This window comes from Mycobacterium sp. NGS59, assembly GCF_059812345.1.
The window spans coordinates 35,281-51,846 of sequence record NZ_JCALCN010000019.1; the positions used below are offsets into that span (position 1 = coordinate 35,281).

Below are 16,566 nucleotides of genomic sequence, written 5' to 3' on the forward strand. Positions count from 1 at the left end.
CCTGGCGTCGTCGCTTGCCGGGTCAGATCTGGTCGGGGTCGTCGGCAAATGCTTCGGCCGCCTTGCGGGCGAGTTCGATCGCCGTGCGAGCCCATGAGGGCGTGGCGCCGGCCAGACCGCACGCCGGGGTGACCCCGACGCGGCCGCGCAGCGCCGAGCGTGCGAAGCCGAGCCGATCGGTCACCGCGACCAACGAGGTGGCCACCTCTTCGACCGACACCGGCCGCTCCGGCGCGCTGGCGGGGACCACACCGAGCAGGACAGCACGACCGGAATCCACGAACGCCGCGATGCTTTCCAAGTCCGCGGCCTGCAACGTCCCGGCGTCCACCGAGACGGCACCGATTGCGCTGCGCTGCAACAGGTTCCAGGGTATGTCGGGCGCACAGCAGTGCAACAGGACGTCCCCGCCGACGGCCTGTACGCAGCTGTCCAGCAGGGTGAGGGCCAGCGCCTCGTCGAGCGGACGGACAGGACTCAGTGCGGTGACCCCGGTGAGCCGGCCACCCAACGCGGTCGGCAGGGTCGGTTCGTCGAACTGCACCACTACCGGTGTGTCCAGCCGACGTGACAGCGTCGCGCGATGAGCGGCGACTCCCTCGGCTAGGGAAGCCGCCAGATCCCGCAGTGCGCCCGGATCGGTGATCGCGCGGTGGCCGTTACCGAGTTCCAGGCCCGCGGCCAGCGTGACCGGTCCGGGGGCCTGCACCTTGACCACCCGGCCGCCGCCGCGCAGACCGGCCGTCTCCCACGCCTCCTCCAGCGCGTCCATGTCCTCGTCGAGCAGGCTGATCGCTCTGCGCGTCACCGCTCCGGGACGGGCGACGATCCGATAGCCCCGCGGCACCGTGTCGACGGCGACGTCGACCAGTAGCGCACCGGCGCGCCCGAGCAGGTCGGCGCCTACTCCCCTGGCGGGCAACTCGACCAGATGAGCCATCGCGTCCGCCAGTTCACCTACGACGACCTCAGCGGCCTGGCGCGCCGCGGTGCCGGGCCAGGACCCGAGCCCGGTCGCCTTGACCGGCAGCGCCGCCAAAACACTCACCCGGCAACCGTATTCGACATCGCATAGCGTGCTGGTCGGCAGGGGTGTTTACGGTCGCGTCGCGCGGGTAGGTTCGACGCAGAAGGGCGGCGGATGGTCAGACGGCTGTGGTGTCCCCGGCGGGCGCAGCGGGTCGCCGTGTTAGGGCTAGCGATGTTGATGACGGCGGCGTGCACCCGGGTAATCGACGGCGAAGCGCTCCCGGCTTTCGGCGCCCTCCCGCTCGGCGTGCTCGACGCCGGCACGCTGCTGCTGGACCAGTCACGGATGCGCGCGATCACCGGCGCCGGTGAGCATCTGACCATCATTCCGTCGATGGACGGCAGGTACCCGGTGGACGTCGACAGCCTCGCGTCGACGGCGCCGCGGGAATGCCGCTTCGTGTTCGCCGAGACCGCCACGTTCGGCCCTGACGTCAAGGCGTTCCACAAGACGACCTTTCAGGACCCGCCCGACGGCCGGTTGATTTCCGAAGGCGCGGCGAGCTACCACGACACCGCAACCGCCCGAAGCGCGTTCGACGCACTGGTGGCGACGGTCAACGCGTGCGCAACCAGCTCGATGGGCTGGCTGCTGGTCAGCGACTGGGAGGCCGACGCGGACTCGCTGCGCATGCGACCGGGCAACTGCGGCCGCGACTATCGGGTGTTGTCGGTGGCGCTGCTGGAAGTCACATTCTGCGGATTCACCGAGTCCGTATCGGAGATCGTGATGACGAACATGGCCGCCAACGTGCCGCAGTGACAACACAACTCGTCACTATGCCGCACTCAGACCCCGCGGCGACTCGCTGAGAAGCTTCCGGTATCAGACAGCGGCCGCGATGGTCGCGCTGCCGAGTACCTCGTCACCCTCGGGGTCGGCGCGGTAGAGCACCAGCGTCTGACCGCGCGCCACGCCCCGCAGCGGGGAGCGCAACTGCACGGAGAGCTCGTCGCCGACCAATTCGGCTATCGCACTGGTGGTTTCGCCGTGCGCACGAACCTGGACTTCGCACTCGATCGGCCCGGACGGCGCCGCACCGGCGGTGAAGATCGGCTGCCGGCCGGTCAGGGCGTGCACGTCGAGGTCGGCCAGGTCGCCGACGTGCACGGTCGCGGTATCGGCATCGATCGCCGTCACGTAACGCGGTCGACCGTCTGGCCCGGGCCCGGGGATACCCAATCCCTTGCGCTGGCCGATGGTGAAGCCGTGGACGCCGTCGTGTTCGGCCAGTACCGCGCCGTCCTGGTCCACCACGCTGCCCGGACGAACGCCGATGTGAGCGCCCAGGAACGCCTGGGTATTCCCCGAGGGGATAAAGCAGATGTCGTGGCTGTCCGGTTTGTCGGCGACCGCCAGGCCGCGCCGGGCCGCCTCCGCGCGGATCTGCTCCTTGGCGGTGTCCCCGATCGGGAAAGCGGCGTGGCGTAACTGGGCGGCGCTCAGCACGGCCAGCACGTAGGACTGATCCTTGCCGCGGTCGACGGCGCGGCGCAGCCGTCCGTCGCAGAGCCGGGCGTAGTGGCCGGTGACCACCGTGTCGAAGCCCAGTGCCAGCGCGCGCGCCGACAGGGCGGAGAACTTGATCTGCTGATTGCAGCGCACGCACGGGTTCGGGGTTTCCCCGCGCGCATAGGACGACACGAAATCGTCGATCACGTCTGCTTTGAACTTCTCCGCGAAATCCCAGACATAGAACGGTATTCCGAGGACGTCGGCTACCCGCCGCGCATCCGCGGCGTCTTCTTTCGAGCAGCATCCTCGGGAACCGGTGCGCAGTGTGCCCGGGGCGGTCGACAGTGCCAGATGCACACCGACCACGTCGTGTCCGGCATCGACCATGCGGGCGGCGGCGACCGAGGAATCGACACCGCCGCTCATCGCGGCCAGGACCTTCACTACGAAAGCCCCGCTGCGGCAAGGGCGGCGCGTCGCGCTCGCGCCACGGCGGCGGGCAGCACCTGCAACGCCGAGTCGACGTCGGCGTCGACGCTGCTGTGCCCCAACGACAGTCGCAACGATCCGCGCGCGCTGGCGGGATCGGCACCCATCGCCAGCAGCACATGTGACGGCTGCGCGACACCGGCGGTACAAGCCGACCCGGTCGAGCACTCGATCCCGTTGGCGTCCAACAACATCAACAATGCGTCGCCTTCGCAACCGCGAAAAGTGAAGTGCGCGTTGCCCGGAAGCCGTAACGGGCCACGAGCGCCGTTGAGGTGGACATCGTCGATTTCGGTGAGCACACCGTCGACCAGGCGGTCACGCAAGCCGCGCAGCCTGGCGCTGTTGGCGTCCAACCCGTCGACGGCCAGTCGAGCGGCTGTGGCCATGCCAACGGTACCGGCGACGTACGGTGTGCCGGAACGGATATCGCGTTCCTGCCCGCCGCCGTGCAACAGCGGCACACAAGCCGCGTCGCGGCGCAGCAGCAGCGCACCGATCCCCGGCGGGCCGCCGAACTTGTGCGCGGCCACGCTCATCGCCGACAAGTTGCTCGCCGCGAAGTCCACCGGCAGCTGACCGATCGCCTGCACGCCGTCGCTGTGCATGGGAACACCGAACTCCGCGGCCACCGCGGCCAGCTCGGCGACCGGCATCACGGTGCCGACTTCGTTGTTGGCCCACATCACCGATACCAGCGCCACGTCGTCGTGGGCCGCCAGCACCTCGCGCAGGTCGGCCGCGGACACCGAGCCGTCGGACGCGGTGGGCAACCAACTCACCTCGGCACCTTCGTGCTCGACGAGCCAGTTCACCGAGTCCAGCACCGCGTGGTGTTCGACCTGGGTGGTGACGATGCGCCGCCGGGTCGGTTCGGCGTCGCGGCGGGCCCAGTAGATGCCCTTGACCGCCAGGTTGTCGCTTTCGGTGCCGCCTGCGGTGAACAACACCTCCGACGGACGCGCGCCCAGCTTGTCGGCGATCAATTCCCGGGACTCCTCGACCCGACGACGTGCCGCGCGACCCGTGGTGTGCAGGGATGCCGCGTTGCCGACGGTGCCCAGGACGGCCGTCATCGCCTCGATGGCAGCGGGGTGCATCGGGGTGGTGGCAGCGTGATCGAGGTAGACCATGACCCGCTTTACGATACCGGCACCCTCGAGCGACGATGCAGCCCGGAAACTGGGCCGACACGAATGCGCCACCGCACGGAACAGTTGTGGCCACTGTGACAGGTCACGGGCACGACGCCTGGTTCTCAGACCAGGGTTATGCGGTCAGCTCGAATGCGTGACCCGTCAAGTGCCCCGTCGACGGCTTCCCCATCCGCACGGCGGTCTGGCACCGACTGGCCAACTCCCGACGGTCCGAACCCGGCAACATCAGGGACTCGACGTGCACCTTGGCCACGGTGCGGCGCACCCGGACCACGCGGGACACCGAGCGCAGCAACGTGTCCCCGCCGACGTAGGCCGGCGCCGTCGACACGCTGCCGTCGACGTGGTGATAGGTCAGCCGCAGCGGCTGCACCGGCCGGGCGGCGTCGATCGCGGCCTGGAACATTGCCGGGTAGAAGTTCCCGTAGGCCAGACCGCACCAGGTGGTGCCCTCCGGGAACGCCACCACCGTGTGGCCGGCGCGTAACCGGCGCGCGACGGCGTCCACCACTGCGGGCAGGCGTCGCAGACTCGTCCGTTCGATCGGGATGATTCGCAGCAGGCGTGCCACCAGCCCGGTCGCCGGTCCGGTGAACATGTCGGCACGGGCGACGAACGATCCGGGCAGGACGGCGCCGACGGCGAAGATGTCCAGCCAGGACATGTGACTGCTGACCACCAGCACCCCGCGCAGATTACGAATGGGGTTGCCTGACACGATGATTCGCACCCCGAGGCTGCGCAGCGCCAACCGGCAGTAGGTGCGCTGGAGCTGGGTCCGGCCGGGCAGCGGCATTGCGAGCAGCGTTAGCCCGGGGGCCAGGAGGATCAGCAACGTGAGCCGTAGCATGACCCGCAGCAGCACTCGGGTCGACCGCAGCGCAACCGCGCCGTCTGGACCCGTACAGCTGACGTCGCACGATGTGCGCGGCAACCAGGCGTGGCCGGCCAATCCGGTCACCTGCCGGTCTCACTGCCGATCTGCGCGACGGCCGAAACCGAGCGCAGACGCTTGAGATAGCGGGTATCAGCGTCGCTCTTGCTCAACAGCACGCAGAAATCCCCGACACCGAAGTCGGGGTCGTGGGCGGGTTCCCCGCAAACCCGCGCACCAAGGCGCAGGTAACCCCGCAGCAACGGCGGGACCGACGGCCGCGCCGGTGGCGCGATGTCGTCGAGGCCTCTGCCGTCGACGCGCACCGGCCGGTAGGGCCGGACCCGCCGGCCGGCGGCGTGGCGCTGCAGCACGAAGTCGCGTATGCCGCGCAGCTGGCTACCGGGTGCGTCGCCGTCGGTTTGGACCGGCACCGACACGCAGCCGGTCACGTGGTCGTAGTCGAAGCGATCCAGGTAGGCCAGAATGCCTGCCCACATCAGCAGCACTACCGCGCCGTTGCGGTGACCGTCGCGCACCGCGGCACGGCCCATCTCGACCAGCGAAGGCCGCAGCGGGTCGAAGGCGCGAACGTCGAATTCCGTTGCGGTGTATAGTCCCCCGGCCGCGATCGCACCGGCCGGCGGCAGCATGCGGTAGCAACCCACCAGCTGCCCGGTGTCGTCGTCGCGGACCAGCAGGTGGTCGCAGTACTCGTCGAAGCGGTCGGTGTCGCGGCCATCGCCGTTCGAAGGCAGGGTGAATCCGGGTGTGCCGCTGAATACGTCGTAGCGCAGCCGCTGGGCGGCCTCGATCAGGGCGGCGTCGCTGGAGAGCAGCAGGGAGTAGTGCGGTCCAACGGACGACTGTGTCGAGGGACCACGCGGTTTGTCGCTGGGTATGAGGACAGAAGCGATGCTCATGCCCCCAACGTGGCGCAGCCGGTCAGCTAATCGGCATCAACGCCCTGACATGTCGGTGCACGCCAGGTGACCAGTTGGCCGAGCAGACGCAAAAGCCCCTCATTTCCGCAGGAAATGGGGGCTATTACGTCTGCTCGCGCAGACAAACTCAGCCTTTGCGGGCCTTGATCCCCTCGGTCAGCTGCGGAGCCACCTTGAACAGGTCGCCCACGACGCCGTAGTCGGCGATCTCGAAAATCGGCGCCTCTTCGTCCTTGTTCACCGCGACGATGGTCTTGGACGTCTGCATGCCGGCCCGGTGCTGGATGGCGCCGGAGATGCCCAGGGCGATGTACAGCTGCGGCGAGACCGTCTTGCCGGTCTGGCCCACCTGGAACTGGCCCGGGTAGTAGCCGGAGTCGACCGCGGCGCGCGAAGCACCCACGGCAGCACCCAGCGAGTCGGCCAGCTCCTCGACGACCTTGAAGTTCTCTTCGCTGCCGACACCGCGGCCACCGGACACCACCACGCTGGCCTCGGTGAGTTCGGGCCGGTCGCCGGCCACCGCGGGCTCGCGTGAGGTGATCTTGGTGGCGTTCTCGGCGGGTTCGGGCACGTCGACGTTCACCACTTCACCGGCGCCGTCGGACGGCTCGGCGTCGATGGAACCGGCGCGCACCGAGATCACCGGAGTGTCACCGTTGGCCTGCGACTTGACGGTGTAGGCGCCACCGAAGATCGAGTGCACCCCCTTGCCACCCTCCTGCACGCCCACCACGTCGACCAGCAGACCCGACCCGATCCGCGCCGCGAGCCGTCCGGCGATCTCCTTGCCATCGGCATTGCTGGACACCAGCACCGCGGCCGGCGCCGAGGACTCGGCCAGCGCAGCCAGCACGTCGACATAGGGGGTGATCAGGTAGTTGTCGACCACATCGGACTCGGCAACGTAGATCTTGGCCGCACCGGCGGACTTCAGTCCCTCGATGAGCGGCTCGGCCGTGCCGGGCGCACCGATGACGACGGCGGCCGGCTCGCCCAATGCACGTGCGGCGGTGATCAATTCGGAGGTGACCTTCTTCAGCGCACCCTCGGCTTGCTCGACAAGCACCAATACTTCAGCCATGAGTTATTTCGCTCTCTCGTCTCTTCGAAGTGCTCAGATGATCTTCTGACCGACCAGGTACTTGACGATCTCGTTGCCGCCCTCGCCCTCGTCGGTGACCTTCTCGCCGGCGGTTTTCGGCGGCTTCGGGGTCGAGGACAGCACGGTCGACCCGGCGTTCTCCAGGCCTACCTCGTCACCCTCGACGCCGATCTCGCCCAGCGTCAGCACGGTGACTTCCTTCTTCTTGGCGGCCATGATGCCTTTGAAGGACGGGAAGCGGGGTTCGTTGATCTTCTCGTTGACGCTCACCACTGCCGGCAGTGTGGCCTCGAGGGCGAACACGCCGTCGTCGGTCTCGCGCTCGGCGGTCACCTTGCCGTCCTCGACGGACAGCTTGCGCACGTGGGTGAGCTGCGGCAGACCCAGGTACTCGGCGATGACGGCGGGCACCGCACCACCGGTGCCGTCGGTGGCTTCGTTGCCGGCGATCACCAGCTCGGTGCCTTCGATGGTGCCCAGCGCACGGGCCAGCGCCCACGCGGTCTGCACGACGCAGGATCCCTTGAGGCCGTCGTCCTTGAGGTGGACGGCCTTGTCGGCGCCCATGGACAACGCCTTGCGGATCGCTTCGGTGGCGCGTTCGGGACCGGCGGTCAGCACGGTCACCGTTCCTTCGCCGCCCTCGCGCTCGCGGATCTGCAGGGCTTCTTCCACGGCACGCTCGTTGATCTCGTCCAGGACCGCGTCGGCGGCCTCGCGGTCCAGCGTGTAATCGCTGTCGGACAGCTTGCGCTCCGACCAGGTGTCTGGGACCTGCTTGATCAGGACCACGATGTTCGTCATGAGTGTGGTTTGTCCTCCTAGAAGGAGTCCGCAGCGGTCGACTGCAGGACTTTGCGTTATTGCGACCGCACAGGCATGTTACTCGGCGGTAACTTTTTGCGGTCTGCTCAAACACCATAGCGGGTAGTGCTGGGCATTCTTTCGCCTGGATCCGGTACATGGTTCGCGAATCGGCTGCTAGGCATTAGCCTGCCTTAGCAATGAGCGCATTCGTCCCCGGCGGACCCCCGCAGACGCACGCCGACGACCCGGCGGCGCTGGACGCCGTGTTGACCCTGACCGGCGAGCGAACCATCCCCGACCTGGACATTGAGAACTATTGGTTCCGTCGCCACGAGGTGGTCTACGAGCGGCTGGCACCGCGTTGCGCCGGCCGCGACGTCCTGGAAGCGGGATGTGGCGAAGGTTACGGTGCGGATTTGATCGCACGTGTCGCCCGGCGGGTGGTGGCGGTGGATTACGACGAGGCCGCGGTGGCCCACGTCCGCACTCGCTACCCCCGGGTCGAGGTGCTGCAGGCCAACCTGACCGAGTTGCCGCTACCCGACGATTCGGTTGATGTCGTGGTCAATTTTCAGGTCATCGAGCATCTGTGGGACCAGGGCCAGTTCGTGCGCGAGTGCGCGCGGGTGCTGCAGCCATCCGGACTGCTGATGATGTCGACGCCGAACCGGATCACCTTCTCCCCCGGCCGCGACACCCCGGTCAACCCTTTCCACACCCGCGAACTCAACGCCGACGAGCTCACCGAGTTGCTCATGGACGGCGGGTTCGAAGAGGTGGCTCTGCTGGGCCTGTTTCATGGCCCGCGGCTGCTCGAGATGGATGCACGTCACGGCGGATCCATCATCGACGCGCAGATCGAGCGGGCGGTGGCCGACGCCCCCTGGTCCCCCGAGCTGGTGGCCGACGTCGCCGCCGTAGCGACAACTGACTTCGAGCTCGTCGACCGACAGCAACGCGACATCGACGCAAGCCTGGACCTGATCGCAATCGCGGTGCGCCCTTGACGGGGCCGCAGCACCGGGTGCCGGGCATGTTCACCCTGGTGCTGCACACCCACCTGCCGTGGTTGGCGCACCACGGGCGTTGGCCGGTCGGCGAGGAGTGGCTCTACCAGTCGTGGTCGGCGGCCTACCTGCCGCTGTTCCGGGTGCTGCGCGCACTGGCCGACGAGGACCGTCGCGGCCTGATCACGCTCGGTATGACGCCGGTGGTCAACGCACAGCTCGACGACCCGTACTGCCTGGACGGGATGTACCACTGGCTGGCCAACTGGCAGCTGCGCGCGGCCGAGGCCGCCAGCGTGCGGACCATCCCGGCGTCTAAGTCGGCCAACTACCAGTCGTGCACGCCAGAAGCGTTGCGCGCCTTCGGTATTCGCGAGTCAGCGGAGGCCGACCAGGCTCTGGAGGATTTTGCGTCACTGTGGCGGCACGGGGGCAGCCCGCTGCTGCGCGGCCTGATCGATGCCGGCACGGTGGAGCTGCTCGGCGGTCCGCTGGCCCACCCGTTCCAGCCGCTGCTGGCGCCACGACTGCGCGAGTTCGCGCTGCGCGAAGGCCTGGCCGACGCGCGACTGCGACTGCAGCACAACCCGACCGGGATCTGGGCGCCCGAATGCGCCTACGCCCCGGGCATGGAAGACGACTATGCGGCCGCCGGGGTCAGTCATTTCATGGTCGACGGGCCGTCGCTGCACGGCGACACCGCGCTGGGCCGTCCGGTCGGGCACAGCGACGTGGTGGCTTTCGGCCGGGATCTGCAGGTCAGCTACCGGGTCTGGTCGCCCAAGTCCGGCTACCCGGGCCACGCCGCGTACCGCGATTTCCACACCTACGACCACCTCACCGGCCTCAAACCGGCCCGGGTCACCGGCCGTCACGTCGGCTCGCAGGACAAGGCGCCCTACGACCCGGAGCGCGCCGACCGCGCCGTGGACGGCCACGTCGCCGACTTCGTCGACGTGGTGCGCAACCGGTTGCAGACCGAGTCGCAGCGCATCGGCCGGCCCGCCCACGTCATCGCCGCCTTCGACACCGAGTTGTTCGGTCACTGGTGGTACGAGGGCCCGACCTGGTTGGCGCGGGTGCTGCGCGCGTTGCCGGACGCCGGTGTGCGGGTGGGCACGCTGCGCGACGCCATCAACGATGGATTCGTCGGCGGGCCGGTCGAATTACCGCCCAGCTCTTGGGGTTCCGGCAAAGACTGGCAGGTGTGGAACGGCGAGCAGGTGGCCGATCTGGTCCAGCTCAACGCCGAGGTCGTCGACACCGCCCTGACCACGGTGGACAAGGCGCTGGCGCAGACAGCGTCGCTGGACGGGCCGATCCCTCGCGATCAGGTAGCAGACCAGATCCTGCGGGAGACGCTGCTGACCGTGTCCAGCGACTGGCCGTTCATGGTCAGCAAGGACTCCGCCGCCGACTACGCCCGCTACCGCGCCCACCTGCATGCCCACGCCACCCGGGAGATCGCCGGGGCGCTGGCGTCGGGACGTCGGGACGCCGCGCAGCGCCTGGCCGACGGCTGGAACCTCGCCGACGGCCTCTTCGGCGCGCTGGACGCCCGCAGGCTGCCGCGATGAGCTCCCACCGGCCGCGCGAGCGGCCCCATATGTACGGCGACACGCCGCTTCAGGTGTCATTTTCCGGACGCTCGCGCCGGGACGGACGCTTCGCATGAAGATCCTGATGATCTCGTGGGAGTACCCGCCGGTGGTGATCGGCGGCCTGGGCCGGCACGTCCATCACCTGTCGACGACGCTGGCCGCCGCGGGCCACGAGGTCGTCGTCTTGTCCCGCCGACCCACCGGCACCGATCCCAGCACCCACCCGTCCTCGGACGAGATCAGCGAGGGTGTGCGGGTGATCGCCGCCGCACACGACCCACACGAGTTCAGCTTCAGCACCGACATGATGGCCTGGACGCTGGCGATGGGCCACGCCATGGTCCGCGCCGGGCTGTCGCTGAAGCGATACGGCACCGACCGCCCCTGGCGTCCCGACGTGGTGCACGCGCACGACTGGCTGGTGGCGCACCCGGCCATCGCACTCGCCCAATTCTATGACGTGCCAGTCGTTTCCACGATGCATGCGACCGAAGCGGGTCGGCACTCCGGCTGGGTCAGCGGATCCATCAGCCGCCAGGTGCATGCCGTGGAGTCCTGGCTGGTGCGCGAATCCGATTCGCTCATCACCTGTTCGGCGTCGATGAGTGAGGAGATCACCGAACTGTTCGGGCCCGGGCTGGCTGAGATCTCGGTCATCCCCAACGGGATCGACGCGGCGCGTTGGCCGTTCGCCGCGCGGCGCCCGCGCACCGGTCCGGCCGAACTGCTCTACGTCGGACGCCTGGAATACGAAAAGGGTGTGCACGACGCCATTGCCGCGCTGCCCCGGATCAGACGTACCCACCCCGGTACCACGCTGACCATCGCCGGGGACGGCACCCAGCAGGACTGGCTGGTCGAGCAGACTCGAAAGTACAAGGTGCGCAAGCCCGTCCACTTCGCCGGGCACTGCGAGCACACCGAGCTGATGGAGCTGTTACATCGCGCCGACGCGGCGGTGCTGCCCAGCCACTACGAACCGTTCGGGCTGGCTGCGCTGGAGGCGGCGGCGGCCGGCACCCCGTTGGTGACGTCGAATATCGGCGGGTTGGGTGAAGCGGTGATCGACGGTGTCACGGGGGTGTCGTGTCCGCCCCGCGACGTTGCCGGACTGGCCACGGCGGTGCGCACCGTGCTCGACGATCCCGCCGCCGCGCAACGACGTGCCCGCGCCGCGCGCGAACGCCTCACTTCCGACTTCGATTGGCAGACCGTGGCCACCCGGACCGCCCAGGTCTACATGGCTGCCAAGCGTGCCGAACGACAACCGCAGCCCCGGTTACCCATCGTCGAGCACGCTCTGCCGGATCGGTAGCGCTGGCCGACCGCCGAGATTCAAAATCTGCCGGCCTGCCAGGATCCAGTCTCGGTGCCGGCTATCCCGCTTCTTTCGCCCGCAAGCCGATGGCTTCAGAGCAGTAGTCCCACAACCGTTCTCGCGCGCCGTCCGGATAGCGGGTCGCCAGCAGATAGTGCTGCGGCCGGGACCGCCGGTCATGCCAGAAGCGTCCGGTCGGCGGTGCCGGCCGGGTCGCTGCCAGCCACACGGCCGTATCGGCGCCCTGCTGCGGTGACCTCAGCAGCGGGCCGGTGACCCGTCGGAAACCCGGTAGCGCCTCGGCCACTCCGGGAGTGTCGGCCCAGCCGGGATGCATTGCGTAGACACGGATTCCGGCCCACCGCCGAGCCAGGATGGGAGTGAGCGCGACCTGCATCCGCTTGGTCCGGGCATATGCGATCGCACCGCGGTATCTGCCGTGCAGGTATTCGGGGTCATCGGCGGCCAGCGGCTGGGTGTACATCCCGCCCGAGGACATCAGGATCACCCGCGGGTCACCGGACGCAGCAAGCGCCGGACCCAGGCACTCGGTGAGCAGCACCGGGCCCAGCACATGGGTTGCCAGGGTGAGCTCGTGCCCATCGGAGGTTTCGGTGCGCGTCGCGGGCAGCACCCCGGCATTGTGGATCAGCACATCCAGCGCAGAGCCGCGCTCAACCAGTTTGGCGGCAAAGGCGTGCACCGCCGTCAGGTCGGACACGTCGCACACCTCGACCGCGATGTCGGCCCCGGGATGGTCCTCGAGGATTTCGGCGCGGGCCCGCTCACCGCGTTCTCGGTCGCGCACGGTCAGCAAGACGGTGGCGCCCAGCGCCGCCAGACCCGACGAGATTGCCTTGCCGATACCGCGATTCGCTCCGGTCACCAACGCGGTCCGCCCCCGCAGCGCCTGCGGCTGAGGGTCGTCCGCCCAATGCAGGTTGCGCAGGCGGTACCCGACATTGGTGTATCCCGGGACGACCGTCCGGTCCATGGCGGTGTCCAACATGCCCCGCACACCACCGAGAACGTCCATGCAGTTCTGTTCCCGCAAACGGCTTCCTCATACCGGCAAACTCCCGGGTAGCTTCGTGAGATGGGCCTCACTTATTCGAGTGTGATCAACGTGCCGCGCGACGAGGTGTTCGCCTGGCACACCCGACCCGGTGCGTTCACCCGACTTTCGCCGCCCTGGTCGCCGATGCGGCTGATCGCCGAGGCCGACTCGGTCGAGGACGGGCGCGCCATCCTCGGCCTGCCCGGCGGGCTGCGGTGGATCGCCCAGCACCGGGGTGATTCCTACGATCCGCCAAGACGTTTCGTCGATGAGTTGACCAGCGACGGCCCCGCCTCGTTGCCGCCGCGGATCATCGGGCGGTGGCGGCACACCCATGACTTCGAAGAGGTCGACGCGTCCGCGACCCGGGTTGTCGACACGGTGGACACCCCGGTCCCGGCCTCGCTGTTGCGTTCGATGTTCGTCTACCGGCACCGCCAGTTGGCCGACGACCTCGCCGCCCACGCGCGGGCGGCCGAGCAGAATCTGGGCTCGGTGACTGTGGCCGTCACCGGCGCGTCCGGGTTGGTCGGCACCGCGTTGGCGGCGTTGCTCAGCACCGGTGGCCATCGCGTCATTCGGCTGGTCCGCGGCAGTGCACAAGGTCCCGGCGAGCGACGGTGGGACCCCGAAGAACCCGATGCGGACCTGTTGACCGGGGTGGACGCCGTCATCCACCTGGCCGGCGCTTCGATCGCCGGAAGGTTCTCCGCGAAGCACCGAAAAGCCGTCTACGACAGCAGGATCGGGCCGACACGCCGGTTGGCGGAGCTGATGGCGCGCACCACCGACGGTCCGAAGGTGCTGATTTCGGCCTCGGCGATCGGCTATTACGGCTACGACCGCGGTGACGAGTTCCTCACCGAGGACAGTGAGCGCGGCGACGGGTTCCTGGCCGATGTGGTCGCCGACTGGGAGAACGCCACAAAGTCCGCCGAGCAGGACGGCGCGCGGGTGGTGCTCGTCCGCACCGGCATCGTGCAATCACCGCGCGGCGGCACGTTGCGATTGATGCGACCGTTGTTCAGCGCCGGACTGGGCGGCCGGCTCGGGAACGGTCGGCAATGGCTGTCCTGGATCGGTATCGACGATCTGGTCGACATCTACCACCGCTCGCTCTGGGACACGGGTCTGTCCGGCGCGGTGAACGCTGTTGCGCCACAACCGGTTCAAAACGAGGAATACACCCGCACCCTTGCCGAGGTGTTGCACCGGCCCGCACTGTTACCGGTGCCGCCGCTAGGTCCCCGGGTACTGCTCGGCGCCCAGGGGGCCCGCGAACTCGCGCTGGCCAGCCAACGGGTGACCCCCACCCGCCTACTTCAGGCCGGTCACGCATTTCGTCAGCCCGGCCTCGATGCCGCGTTGCGGCATCTGCTGGGACGTTCTTGAGCCGAAGGCCACGGCGGGCGTCAGCGGACCACGACACTGGACTGCGTCGCACGACCGATCATGCGCACGCCGACAGTCGACTCGGTCGAGTCCGGCGCACGGCTTTCCAGATAGAGCTGTCGCATGATCGCTTGCCACGACTCCACCTGCGGCGCCGACCCGGCCATGCCCCCGAGCAACCCCACGATCACCGCGTGGTTGTCGGTCAGCGTGTAGACGGGCCCACCGAGATCGCGCCGGTCCGCTTTGACATCGCTTATGTCGAAACCGTTTTCGGCCAGGTTGGCGACATGCCCGCAGGACTGTCCGGTCGATGTTCCGAAAAGGCAGACCGGTAAGCCCGGTTGGGCCCGTAGCTGCGGCGTCGCCTGCAGTCGACGTCCACCGGGTAGCAGCTCGCTGGCGGTCGCCTGATCGGCGAGCTTGATGACTTTGAACTGCGGCCCGGACGATCCGTCGGCGGGTCGGACCGAGTTGCGGCGGACCAGGACGACGGTGCCTACCAGCTGGCCGCGGGTGTCGGTGACCAGCGGGGTGTCGTCGCACTGCACGCCGGTCAACGCGATGCGCAGCTGAGGCTCGACGAACCCGATCACGCAGGCACTGTCACCTTGGCGAACCTGCATACCCGGGTGCACGGTCACCCCTGGGTCGCCCGCTGCGGTGACCGGTGACTGAAAAGTGCACAGCGCCAAAAAGATTGCGATTGCAAACCCGCCAGTGCGTCTTGCCAATCCCATTGGGCCACCAACCCGAATTCGTTCAGTGGCGGCTTCGCGGAGAGTTTCTCTCAGCGCAGCTGCCGTCCGATGAGCCGCGGTTACCCGCTCGCAACCGGACCAAACAATGCTTTTCGGGTCAGTTCAGTTGCCCGACACCGGATGATGGGTCGACTCGGTCGGGTACCTCGACAGGGGTGTTCGGCGGCGCTTGGTCACTCGGACGGCCCTGCCTAGCTCTGCGCTGCCACAGCGACCATGCCGTTGCAACCGTCGCAATCGCGACGACGAGGGTGGTGGGCCAGAACAGCAGCTGCGCCAGCCACAGGCGCCGCTGCAGACGCACCACTTGTTGCTCCCCGCTTCGGATGCGGCGCAAGGTTGAGTTCACAGACACCCCTATACCCTCACCAAGCCGGTCGAAACACCGCCAGTCGCTCGCAGGCACGTTGCCGATACTGAGATTTCGGTCACTTCGCAACTGCGTTCAGACTGCTCACGGCCTTGTAGCGGTGTCCGCATCAAGCATCGACCTGTTTGCCGTGGTTGCTCGACGGCGGCATCGGGAACTCTTCTTCCAACGCGGTAAGTGCCGCGCAGTATGTACCCGAAAACACCGAGGGGTGGACATGGCTAAGAGTGGACCGATGGAAGCTTTCAGTGGCGTCGTCGAGGGCGTCAAGGGCCTGATCAAGCAGGTCATCGGCTTGGTCTTCGGTAACGAGAGGCTCGCCAAGGAGGCCAAGGCTCAGCAGGACAAGGCTGATGCTCAGCGCGAAGCGGCCAAGAAGGAAGCCGCTGCCGAAAGCGCACGCGGCGGCGCCAAGGCCGCGGAAAGCCGGCAAAAGGCCAACCAGTAGCACGATCAACGCAAAAGACCCAGCCAAGCGGCTGGGTCTTTTGTCGTGCATCAGGTTTCAGTCAGCGTCTCGGCCTTCCCGGCTGCGGGCGTAGGCGCTTTTGCGCAGACCCGCCAACCACCCGGGATACAGGGCGACGCCGGGTGCGGTGTTGCGCACCGGGTCGAACGAGAAGTCGCGCTCCGATTCGGTCTCGAGGATCTCGTTCAACACCAGGCGACCAAGTGGAGCGAAATCTCCCGTCCCGCGCGCTTGATCGAGTCGCAGTTCGATCCCGCCGTTGCGGATCGTGTCGCGCACGTCGTCGAGCGACAATCCCTTCCCGGTGATCTCGGTGTCGATGCATGCCCGCAACCACCAGTTCGTGCCGTGATAGCGCAGCGGCATCAGACTGGTCATCGTCTGTGACGACCACGAGGTGACGGGCCGCAGTCCCACGATGCGGGTCAGCGCGCCGGATCCGGCGGACACAAGCAGCACGTCCCACGCCCGGTCGGATGCGAGTTGCGGCGGGATCCGCAACGCCAGACCGATGGCGTCCGGCACCGAGCCGGGCATTCCCACCGCTTTGGAGAACCGTGCGATCACCGGCGAGGTCGGCACCGGCAGTCCCTGATCCGCCGGAGCGACACGCTCCAGCGAGCCTTCGGCCAGCACCCCGGTGGGGTGGAAAACCTTGCGACCCCGCAAAGCAGCCCCCCATTGAAACGGCACGGAGAGGCGATCTGAGATGTCCATCCGCGCAGGGTTC

16 protein-coding genes are annotated in these 16,566 nt (G+C 68.1%); 6 read left to right on the plus strand and 10 right to left on the minus strand.

The features are described from left to right. Positions 1-22: 22 nt before the first annotated feature. Positions 23-1,030 (minus strand): uroporphyrinogen decarboxylase/cobalamine-independent methonine synthase family protein, encoded by a 1,008-nt coding sequence (locus AC5Y46_RS19110; protein WP_499942349.1) that lies wholly within the window; start codon positions 1,028-1,030, stop codon positions 23-25. Positions 1,031-1,141: 111 nt separating this feature from the next. Here AC5Y46_RS19110 and AC5Y46_RS19115 point away from each other — a divergent pair, with 111 nt between their 5' ends. Continuing rightward, positions 1,142-1,792, plus strand: coding sequence for a sensor domain-containing protein (locus AC5Y46_RS19115; protein WP_499992507.1), 651 nt, complete (start codon positions 1,142-1,144; stop codon positions 1,790-1,792). Between the two features lie 63 nt (positions 1,793-1,855). On the opposite strand, the gene mnmA is transcribed toward AC5Y46_RS19115, so the two are convergent. The 6 genes from mnmA to AC5Y46_RS19145 form a co-directional block, all read right to left on the minus strand. Continuing rightward, positions 1,856-2,929, minus strand: a complete 1,074-nt coding sequence (gene mnmA, locus AC5Y46_RS19120; protein ID WP_499941978.1) for a tRNA 2-thiouridine(34) synthase MnmA — start codon at positions 2,927-2,929, stop codon at positions 1,856-1,858. Beyond that, positions 2,929-4,107, minus strand: a complete 1,179-nt coding sequence (locus tag AC5Y46_RS19125) for a cysteine desulfurase family protein (RefSeq protein ID WP_499941976.1) — start codon at positions 4,105-4,107, stop codon at positions 2,929-2,931. The genes mnmA and AC5Y46_RS19125 overlap by 1 nt, the downstream gene beginning before the upstream one ends. A 136-nt stretch (positions 4,108-4,243) precedes the next feature. After that, positions 4,244-5,092: a lysophospholipid acyltransferase family protein gene (locus tag AC5Y46_RS19130; protein WP_499941974.1), complete on the minus strand. Its 849-nt coding sequence runs from the start codon at positions 5,090-5,092 to the stop codon at positions 4,244-4,246. Continuing rightward, positions 5,089-5,928: a GNAT family N-acetyltransferase gene (locus tag AC5Y46_RS19135; RefSeq protein ID WP_499992508.1), complete on the minus strand. Its 840-nt coding sequence runs from the start codon at positions 5,926-5,928 to the stop codon at positions 5,089-5,091. The genes AC5Y46_RS19130 and AC5Y46_RS19135 overlap by 4 nt, the downstream gene beginning before the upstream one ends. A 148-nt stretch (positions 5,929-6,076) precedes the next feature. Next, positions 6,077-7,033 (minus strand): electron transfer flavoprotein subunit alpha/FixB family protein, encoded by a 957-nt coding sequence (locus AC5Y46_RS19140; protein WP_499941971.1) that lies wholly within the window; start codon positions 7,031-7,033, stop codon positions 6,077-6,079. Positions 7,034-7,066: 33 nt separating this feature from the next. Next, a complete protein-coding gene (locus AC5Y46_RS19145; protein ID WP_499941970.1) occupies positions 7,067-7,858 on the minus strand; it encodes an electron transfer flavoprotein subunit beta/FixA family protein in 792 nt (263 codons plus the stop codon). A 200-nt stretch (positions 7,859-8,058) separates the two neighbouring features. Between AC5Y46_RS19145 and AC5Y46_RS19150 the strand changes: the two genes are divergently transcribed. The 3 genes from AC5Y46_RS19150 (at position 8,059) to AC5Y46_RS19160 (ending at position 11,784) form a co-directional block, all read left to right on the plus strand. Beyond that, complete coding sequence (locus AC5Y46_RS19150; RefSeq protein ID WP_499941968.1) at positions 8,059-8,868, plus strand: class I SAM-dependent methyltransferase; 810 nt, start codon at positions 8,059-8,061, stop codon at positions 8,866-8,868. Between the two features lie 26 nt (positions 8,869-8,894). Next, entirely contained in the window at positions 8,895-10,445 is a 1,551-nt protein-coding gene (locus tag AC5Y46_RS19155; RefSeq protein ID WP_499942346.1) for a 1,4-alpha-glucan branching protein domain-containing protein, read from the plus strand. A 94-nt stretch (positions 10,446-10,539) separates the two neighbouring features. Further along, positions 10,540-11,784 carry a glycosyltransferase family 4 protein gene (locus AC5Y46_RS19160; protein WP_499941966.1) on the plus strand — a complete coding sequence of 415 codons (1,245 nt, stop codon included), beginning with the start codon at positions 10,540-10,542 and terminating at the stop codon, positions 11,782-11,784. A 61-nt stretch (positions 11,785-11,845) separates the two neighbouring features. Here AC5Y46_RS19160 and AC5Y46_RS19165 read toward each other — a convergent pair whose 3' ends face one another. Continuing rightward, positions 11,846-12,823, minus strand: a complete 978-nt coding sequence (locus tag AC5Y46_RS19165) for an SDR family NAD(P)-dependent oxidoreductase (protein WP_499942344.1) — start codon at positions 12,821-12,823, stop codon at positions 11,846-11,848. Positions 12,824-12,883: 60 nt separating this feature from the next. On the opposite strand from AC5Y46_RS19165, the gene AC5Y46_RS19170 reads away from it, so the two are divergent. Beyond that, complete coding sequence (locus AC5Y46_RS19170) at positions 12,884-14,236, plus strand: TIGR01777 family oxidoreductase (RefSeq protein WP_499941964.1); 1,353 nt, start codon at positions 12,884-12,886, stop codon at positions 14,234-14,236. 20 nt (positions 14,237-14,256) lie between these two features. Here AC5Y46_RS19170 and AC5Y46_RS19175 read toward each other — a convergent pair whose 3' ends face one another. Then, positions 14,257-14,976, minus strand: a complete 720-nt coding sequence (locus AC5Y46_RS19175) for an Rv1815 family serine proteinase (RefSeq protein ID WP_499941962.1) — start codon at positions 14,974-14,976, stop codon at positions 14,257-14,259. A 608-nt stretch (positions 14,977-15,584) separates the two neighbouring features. On the opposite strand from AC5Y46_RS19175, the gene mbp1 reads away from it, so the two are divergent. Then, positions 15,585-15,815: a microaggregate-binding protein 1 gene (gene mbp1, locus AC5Y46_RS19180; RefSeq protein WP_499941960.1), complete on the plus strand. Its 231-nt coding sequence runs from the start codon at positions 15,585-15,587 to the stop codon at positions 15,813-15,815. A 57-nt stretch (positions 15,816-15,872) separates the two neighbouring features. Here mbp1 and AC5Y46_RS19185 read toward each other — a convergent pair whose 3' ends face one another. Then, positions 15,873-16,553 (minus strand): phosphodiesterase, encoded by a 681-nt coding sequence (locus tag AC5Y46_RS19185; RefSeq protein ID WP_499992509.1) that lies wholly within the window; start codon positions 16,551-16,553, stop codon positions 15,873-15,875. Positions 16,554-16,566: the final 13 nt, after the last annotated feature.